Annotated in this window: 8 protein-coding genes and 1 pseudogene; 7 read left to right on the top strand and 2 right to left on the bottom strand. The window is 69.1% G+C overall.

From position 1 onward, the window contains the following. Positions 1-1,061 precede the first annotated feature (1,061 nt). Positions 1,062-1,742 carry a YdcF family protein gene (locus tag ACLQ2T_RS29070; RefSeq protein WP_425769548.1) on the top strand — a complete coding sequence of 227 codons (681 nt, stop codon included), beginning with the start codon at positions 1,062-1,064 and terminating at the stop codon, positions 1,740-1,742. Positions 1,743-1,748: 6 nt separating this feature from the next. Here ACLQ2T_RS29070 and ACLQ2T_RS29065 read toward each other — a convergent pair whose 3' ends face one another. After that, on the bottom strand, positions 1,749-2,975 hold the full coding sequence (locus tag ACLQ2T_RS29065; RefSeq protein WP_425769547.1) for a helix-turn-helix domain-containing protein: 1,227 nt from the start codon (positions 2,973-2,975) through the stop codon (positions 1,749-1,751). A gap of 368 nt (positions 2,976-3,343) precedes the next feature. Between ACLQ2T_RS29065 and amcA (ACLQ2T_RS29060) the strand changes: the two genes are divergently transcribed. From amcA (ACLQ2T_RS29060) to ACLQ2T_RS29035, 6 genes are all read left to right on the top strand, one after another. Next, positions 3,344-3,508 (top strand): multiple cyclophane-containing RiPP AmcA, encoded by a 165-nt coding sequence (gene amcA / locus ACLQ2T_RS29060; protein WP_425769546.1) that lies wholly within the window; start codon positions 3,344-3,346, stop codon positions 3,506-3,508. Continuing rightward, entirely contained in the window at positions 3,505-3,852 is a 348-nt protein-coding gene (locus ACLQ2T_RS29055; RefSeq protein ID WP_425769545.1) for a hypothetical protein, read from the top strand. The genes amcA (ACLQ2T_RS29060) and ACLQ2T_RS29055 overlap by 4 nt, the downstream gene beginning before the upstream one ends. After that, entirely contained in the window at positions 3,849-4,985 is a 1,137-nt protein-coding gene (amcB, locus tag ACLQ2T_RS29050) for a cyclophane-forming radical SAM peptide maturase AmcB (RefSeq protein ID WP_425769544.1), read from the top strand. Before ACLQ2T_RS29055 ends, amcB begins: the two co-directional genes overlap by 4 nt. After that, on the top strand, positions 4,982-5,164 hold the full coding sequence (gene amcA, locus ACLQ2T_RS29045; RefSeq protein WP_377568327.1) for a multiple cyclophane-containing RiPP AmcA: 183 nt from the start codon (positions 4,982-4,984) through the stop codon (positions 5,162-5,164). The genes amcB and amcA (ACLQ2T_RS29045) overlap by 4 nt, the downstream gene beginning before the upstream one ends. A 67-nt stretch (positions 5,165-5,231) precedes the next feature. Beyond that, the gene (locus tag ACLQ2T_RS29040; protein WP_425769543.1) at positions 5,232-5,894 is read left to right on the top strand and encodes a pentapeptide repeat-containing protein; all 663 of its coding nucleotides are present in this window, start codon (positions 5,232-5,234) and stop codon (positions 5,892-5,894) included. 55 nt (positions 5,895-5,949) lie between these two features. After that, entirely contained in the window at positions 5,950-6,474 is a 525-nt protein-coding gene (locus tag ACLQ2T_RS29035) for a kinase (protein WP_425769549.1), read from the top strand. Positions 6,475-6,514: 40 nt separating this feature from the next. Here the strand turns inward: ACLQ2T_RS29035 and ACLQ2T_RS29030 are convergent. Further along, positions 6,515-7,002: pseudogene (locus ACLQ2T_RS29030) on the bottom strand (HAD domain-containing protein). Positions 7,003-7,114 lie beyond the last annotated feature (112 nt).

Raw genomic sequence — 7,114 nt, 5'->3', positions numbered from 1 at the left:
TCCATGATGAACATCCTCCCGAGGAGCACACAGCCCCTCTGAGCTGGGATGTCCGTCAAACCGGGTCAGGCCCAGACCTCGTATGGCTGCACGAGGCGGGACTGGTGCGCCGCGAGCGCTCGCCGGAGGACCGGACCCATACCTGGTGGTACGGAGTCACGGCCGAAGGGACCGAGGTGCTCCAGCGTGCCTTGACGGCGTCGGGGCAACCAGTTCCGTTGCGGTTGGGTCTGCGGTCCTCCGGTGTGGCGGATGCCCTGCTTTTCCGGCCGCTGGTGGAGGTGTCGCGGCGCAACCCGGGGCGGTGCGAGCTGTTCCAGTGGCTGGCGACGATGGAGACCTCGTCGTGGTTGCGCCAGCACGACCTGGCGCAGTTGCGGGCCGACGGCTACGGCGTCTGGCTGCAGGACGGGGCGGTGCCTGCGGTTCCTGGTACACGTCGACCATGGCCCGATCGGCGACGTTGTCGCCGAGCACGAGCGGCCGACGTCAGGGCTGGGTGGCCTGCTCGCCGGCTACCGCCGCGCGGACCGGCTGGTGCCGGTCGGGGCGGTTCTCCTGATCGCTCGGGACGTCGAGCGGGAGGAACGACTACAGGCCGATTTGCTCTGCGAGCCGCTGTGGAACATTGTCGCCACGACCACCCGGCAGTTGTTGTATCGCCACTGGCCGGACGAGCAGGTGTGGCAGGTGCCAGGCGAGACTGGCAGGCACCGTCTCATCGAGGTCGGAACCTGACCGCCACGTCACGATCCCAAACCTCCTGATCGTGACGAGGCCGGCGGCGTGGTGCTGGAGTCAGCGGCGTCGTGCTGCGCTGCTACCCCTACGCTGGCGGCATGAGGGAACCCAGCGCGGACCGGACTTACGCCACGCCTGACGACCTTCCGCTGTCGGCTGTGCTACCTGAACTACTGCGGAGCGTGCGTGAGGGCCAGATTGTCTACCTAAGCGAGCGGGACGAGCCCGTGGCCGCTGTCGTTCCTCTGGAGGTGGCGAGGGCGGGATTGGCGGCCCTGGGCAGGTCCGACGGGGGCCCCGATGACGGCCCTCTCCGGTAGGTGGTGATGAACCGGCGTGCGGGGGCACGCGCCGAGGTGATTCCCGACGCGATCCGGGCGGACGTCGAGACGCTCTGGCGCTACCACGACATGCATCACGAGTTGCGCCCGTGCGACGTGGGGATCGGGTTGGGCAGCCACGACCTGGGAGTGGCTGTCATCGCGGCGCGCTTGTTCCGCGAGGGCCTGTTCCCAAGGATCGTGTTCACCGGCGCGAACGCCCCGACGACCGTCGAGCGGTTCCCCCGTGGAGAAGCGGTGCACTACCACGAGTACGCCATCGAGCAGGGCGTACCTGCGGAAGCGATTCTCGTGGAACCTCGTGCGACGAACACCGCCCAGAACCTGGAGTACTCGCGTCAGCTCCTGGCCGAACACCAGATTCCGGTGCGGTCGGTGCTGATCATGTCTCGGCCCTACCAGCAGCGTCGGGCCTACGCCACGTGCCGGCTGATGTGGCCGGAGGTTGATGTGGTGTGCGCTTCGAACCCGCTCGAGCTGGACGACTATGTGAGCAGCATCGGCGATCCGCGGCGGGTGGTGGACATGCTGGTGGGCGACACGCAGCGGATCGAGGTGTACGCCGAGCGCGGGTTCGCGATCCCGCAGGAGATGCCGGACGAGGTGCGGACGGCGTTCGAGCGTCTGGTGGCGGCCGGCTACACGAGCCGGCTGATCTGAGTCCAGTTACCAGCGCGGCCCTCCCGACCGGACGCCCATCCGGTCGCTGAGTTCGACGGCCAGTCGGGGTGGCCGGGGGCGGGTGAGGATGTCCCGGACGAGGTCGCGGGAGAGCCGGTGGTAGCGGACCTGGTCGGGGCCGATGACCTCGGCGTCCAGAAGCGCGGCGAGGGCGTCGTCGATGCGGTTCCACCGGGCAAGGGCTCGGGCGGTTTCGATGGCGTGGCGAACTTGCCGCTCGACGGGCACGGTGCTGGTGTCGAGTGGGGCGCCGATGGCGATGGCGCGTTGCACGTCGCCGAGTTCCATGGCCACGGTCGTCTTGTGGATTGACACGTTGGTCGGCCCGAACGCGGTCCACACGTGGTTGCCATCGGCGCCGAGCCGCTGTGCGGCGGCATCGGCCTCGGTGATGTGGGTGTCGGCGGAGGCGCGGTCGTCGTCTCTGGCGGCGGCTAGCGCGCAGACGAGGTGCAGGCTGCCGTAGACCGACAGCAGTTGCGGAGTGGGCTTGGCGAGGCGTGGTTCTAGGAACTGCGCCGCGGTGGCGGCGAGGCCGCGGGCTTGGGCGTATTCGCCGATGGAGGCGAGCGAGTGGGCGGCGGAGCGGCTGAGTGAGCCGATGACGACGTGGTCGTGGCTGGCGTTGGCGGCAGCCAGGCCTCGGCTGGCGGCGGTCCACGCGAGGTCACCTTCGCCGAGCTTGGTGAGGAACAATGCGGCGAGCTGGTGGGCGTAGGCGGTCATGGCGTGCGCGCGCTGGCCGTCGTCCCCGTCGTACGCCTCGGTGGCGGTGAGGCAGTCGTGGATGAGGTAGGGCAGCCGGCGGGCGAGGGTGCCGTACCGGGAGTGCTGGTAGGCGGTCCAGATCTCGGCGACATCGTTCTCGATCTCGCGCAAGGGAGGAGCCTCGACGTCTCCCGTGCTGGCCAGTGCTGGCGCGAGGTGACGATAGTCGTGAAGCGCGGCCCGCAAGGCCGGGATGGTCTCGCGTCCTGAGTCGTCCGACCACTCGAACAGGCTTGGCGCACCGATCAGGTCGCCGAGGGACACGTCGAGGGCCTTGGCGATCGCGCGTATGACCGACAGCCGGTCCAGGTCGGCCCGGTTCGTCTCGACCTTGCGTAACCACTCCTGCGTCTTGCCGACCAGACCGGCCAGCACCTCCTGGGAGAGCCCTCGTCGACGCCGGTAGAAAGCGACGCGCTGGCCGATCGTCATGTCGTCCGTCATCCCTCGCACACCATCACCCTGCCCGCTGAAGGCCGCCGGACCCGGTACGGATTTTCCCGGTCCTCCGGACGGGCCGCCCCTACGTTCAGTTCGCCCCAATCACCGGCGCGTGTCGATGCCGGTGTGAGGGATGACTGACAGGGAGCTGCAGATGGAGGGATCGATGAGCGGCGCACCACACCACGGCTTGGGCCGCTGGCTCGGCCCTCCGGGAGCGAACTGTCTCGGCGCTTTCCCCGCCTGCGTACCGCCAGGAGGGCTGCGTGGGTGGGTGATCGGCGGTCTGCTCCCAGCCGCCGTGATGCGGCGGCGGGCTCGCCCTTCCCCCGGCGAGCCCGCCGCTCATCGTCCCTGGTGGGGGTGGCGGCATGACGGTGTACGTCTCGCGTAACGCGATGGCCGGCCATTCCCGGCGCCCCGAGCCCAGGTGGACGGTCTCGCCGGGGCAGGTGTGGCCGGCTGATCCGCCGCTGCTCACCTTCGTGTGGCGTCGGCTGTTCGAGCAGCAGGCCCGCGAGGGCGGTCGCCGATGACTGGGCAGCAGCGCCGTCTCGCGGTCAACCGGCTCGCGCCAGCCGAGGTGGAGCATCTGCCGATGCGCCCGCTGTGGCTGTGCCGACGGTGCGGGCAGCCGTGGCCCTGCGGCGCGGCGAAGCTCGCGCTCCTGGCCGAGTACCGGGAAGTGCCGGTGAGCCTGTTCCTTTACCTGGCCAGCTGCCTGCACGACGCGATCGACGATTTGCACCGACTGAACCCGAGCGTGACGGGCAGCGCCGGGGACATGTTCGACCGGTTCCTCGGCTGGCCGGCCCGGCATACCCACGCCTACCGCGTCAGTACCCCCACGGACTTCAGGATCGAGGAGGCCCCCTCGTGAACGGCATCGGCCTCATCAACGCCACCGGCCAGCCGGCGGTCGCCGGCAGCTTCCACACTCTGGTTGTGCAGCCGACGAGCTTCTGCAACCTCGACTGCGCCTACTGCTACCTGCCCGACCGGAGATCCCTTCGCGTGATGAGCGGCGCGGTCGCGCATGCCTGCGCCGAGTCGATCGCCCAGCAGAACAGCAGTCATCCGGTGGGCGTCGTGTGGCACGGGGGCGAACCCACCGCCACACCCATCGGGCGGTTCCGGGATCTACTGGCCCCGTTCGAGGAGCTGCGGCGCGCGGGAATGGTGCGTCACGAGGTCCAGACGAACGCGACGTTGATCAACCGTCAGTGGTGCGAGCTGTTCACCGCTTACGGGTTCGAGGTCGGGGTCAGCATCGACGGACCGGGCGCGTTGAACCGGAACCGCCTCGACCGGGCCGGCAAGCCGACCGTCGCCCGAACCCTGCGCGGCATGCAGACCCTGGCTGACGCCGGGCTGAGTTACTCGGTGATCTGTGTGGTCACACCGGAAACCATCGACTACGCGGAATCCCTCGTCGACTTCTTCACCGGCCTGCCCGGCTGTGAGTCGGTGGGCTTCAACATCGAAGAGCAGGAGGGCGCCGACCGGGCACCGGTGTCCGAGGATGCCGCGTACCGGTTTTGGCAGCACCTCATCGCACGTCGCGTCGGCGGCAGCCCGCTGCGGATCCGCGACGTGGACCGGCTGGCCGACCACCTTGCCGCCACCCGCGCCGGACACGTCGCCCACGCCCCGTACGAGCCGATCCCGACCGTCTCGTGGGATGGGCAGGTGGTCCTGCTGTCACCGGAGCTGCTCGGTATCACCGAGCCGCGATACGGCGACTTCATCGCAGGCAACGTCCTCCACCAGCCGATCACCGCCATGCTCGCCCGCGCCGGCGACCTGGACTACGTCGCCGAGTTCGTAACAGCCCTCAACGACTGCGCCGACTACTGCGCCTTCTACGACTTCTGCCGTGGCGCTCAGGCCGGCAACCGCTACTTCGAGCACGCGACGTTCACCGCCCGGGAGACGACCTACTGCCGAACCACCCGACAGGCCCTCGTCCGCGCCGCCGCGGACCACCTCACCCCTCAGGGAGGAGCACCATGACCAACGCCCTCGCGACCCTCATCAACGCCGCACCCGAGCAACTCGCCCGCCTCGGCGTCGACCCCCAGCGGTCGGTAGCGTCGATCGACGCGGCGAAGTTCGACAACCGTCCTACCTGGGACAACAAGGGTAAGTTCGACAGTCGACCCGGCTGGGACAACTGGAACAAGAAGAAGTAGCCACCACCACCACCACGGGACGCGTGGGGTGGCGTGCCCAGCCCGCGCCTACACAGGTTGAGGACACATGCGCACCACCACGATCGGCGACGTGAAGATCCTGCTGCCGGACCTCGAACCAGACGACCTCGACACCACGACGGACCTGGACGGCGGCCTCACCGAGGCCCTCGTCGAGGGCGCCGCGTGGCACGGCTCGCACCTTGAGGACGCCAGCATCCGCAGCAGCCTGATCACCAGCGTGGACCTGAGCGGGAGCACCTGGGAAGCCGGCAGCCTCTACGGCTGCGAGATCACCCGCACCGACTTCTCCGGCGCGACCCTGACCGGGATCACCATCGAACGGTGCACGATCACCGGCTCCCGGTTCACCGGCACCAGACTCACCGACGTACGCCTCAAAGACGTGCTGTTCGACGGCTGCCGCTTTGACTACGCCGCCCTCCACCGCGTCACCGCAGCCGGCTCGGTCGCCTTCACCGGCTGCACCCTCACCAACGGCGCGTGGTCGTCCTGCCGACTGCCGCGCATCGCACTACGGTCGTGTGACCTCGCCGGCCTGGAACTGGATTCCTGCCACCTCGACGGTGCCGACCTGCGGGGCAGCCGGCTCCAGGGCGTCAAGACGCCGCTGGACAACCTGCGCGGCGTCACCCTCGGCGAGGACCAACTTCCCGACCTCACCCAGCTGGCCGTCGCCGCCCTCGACCTCACCGTCCGCAACGACTGAAGCAGAGGAGGCATCGTGCCCGCTGAACCCACCGGCAGCCCGGATCCTCGTCTGCATCCGGGGCAACTCCGGCTCGGGCAAGAGCAGCATCGCCCGCGAGCTGCGACGCCGGCACGGCCGGGGCTGCGCCCTGGTCGAGCAGGACTACCTACGCCGCATCCTACTGCGCGAACGGGACCTGCCCGGCGGCATCGCGCCTGCGCTGATCGCGCAGACCGTTCGGTTTGCGCTGGACCACGGCTACCACGTAGTGCTGGACGGCATCATGCACACCAGCCGCTACCGCAGCACGGTGACCGCCCTGCGGGACGATCACCGTGGCCGGTCGCTGTTCTGCTACCTCGACGTGTCCCTGGCCGAGACTCTGCGACGGCACCTCACCCGCCCGCAGGTCAGAGAGTTCACCGCCGAGCACATGAGCGGCTGGTACGCCGCCCACGACGTCCTGGGCTGGCCCGACGAACTCGTCCTACCCGAGACCACCGGACTGGACGAGGCAGTCGAGATCATCGCAGCTGCTGCCGGGCTACCCCAGACCGGACGCGACGACGACCTGCTTCCGAACGTACCGTCCCCGTAGAGCAGACCGGCCGGGTTGCCACCGCCGCATGGAGCTCGCCCTACCGCGCCTGCATAAGCCAGCTCTCGATGGCAGTGAAGTCGCACTCGGTCAGTCCTTGACGGGATCGACCCGATGCAGCAGGGCCGGGCCGGGGTGATGAGTCGATACCCACTGCTGATCGGCGTGGGAGATCTCGTCGTCGACCCAGACGAAGGGGCGTCCCTGCGCCCACTCGACCAGCCCGCTGGTCTTCCAGTGCAGGGCGCCCACCTCGTCGGAGTCGGGCCAGTCCACGACCGGCAGGGACGGTAGCCCGAGCAGCGGTGCGAGCACGTCGTTCGCGTCGCTCATCCAGGTCGTCGCCCACACCAGATCACACGGCAGGGCCTCCAGCCGGCGGCCGTGTTCCGGATTGACCTTGTGCAGCAGGGGATGGGCATCGGCCGGTAGAGCCGGTGCCACGGGGCGGCCATGCGACATGCCCGGCCCAGCCGCCGCGGGTGTGCCGAACGGGATGAGGGTGCCGTCCACATCAAGGAACAGCAACGGACGCGGCGCAGGGGCGGACATGACCCCAGAGGCTAGTACGGCAGCCGCCGTTCGGGATCATGGCTGGAGTTCGAGGTTGAGGCGGCGTGTGTAGTGGGATTGTCGGGCT

It is taken from the genome of Micromonospora sp. DT229 (assembly GCF_049844505.1).
Classification (GTDB): Bacteria; Actinomycetota; Actinomycetes; order Mycobacteriales; family Micromonosporaceae; genus Micromonospora.
This window is presented reverse-complemented; position numbering and strand designations above follow the sequence as displayed.

Coding starts and splice junctions, on each gene's coding strand:
- ACLQ2T_RS29055 (WP_425769545.1), top strand. CDS start 3,505: ATGACTGGGCAGCAGCGCCGTCTCGCGGTCAACCGGCTCGCGCCAGCC.
- ACLQ2T_RS29040 (WP_425769543.1), top strand. CDS start 5,232: ATGCGCACCACCACGATCGGCGACGTGAAGATCCTGCTGCCGGACCTC.
- ACLQ2T_RS29065 (WP_425769547.1), bottom strand. CDS start 2,975: ATGACGGACGACATGACGATCGGCCAGCGCGTCGCTTTCTACCGGCGT.
- amcA (WP_377568327.1), top strand. CDS start 4,982: ATGACCAACGCCCTCGCGACCCTCATCAACGCCGCACCCGAGCAACTC.
- amcA (WP_425769546.1), top strand. CDS start 3,344: ATGACGGTGTACGTCTCGCGTAACGCGATGGCCGGCCATTCCCGGCGC.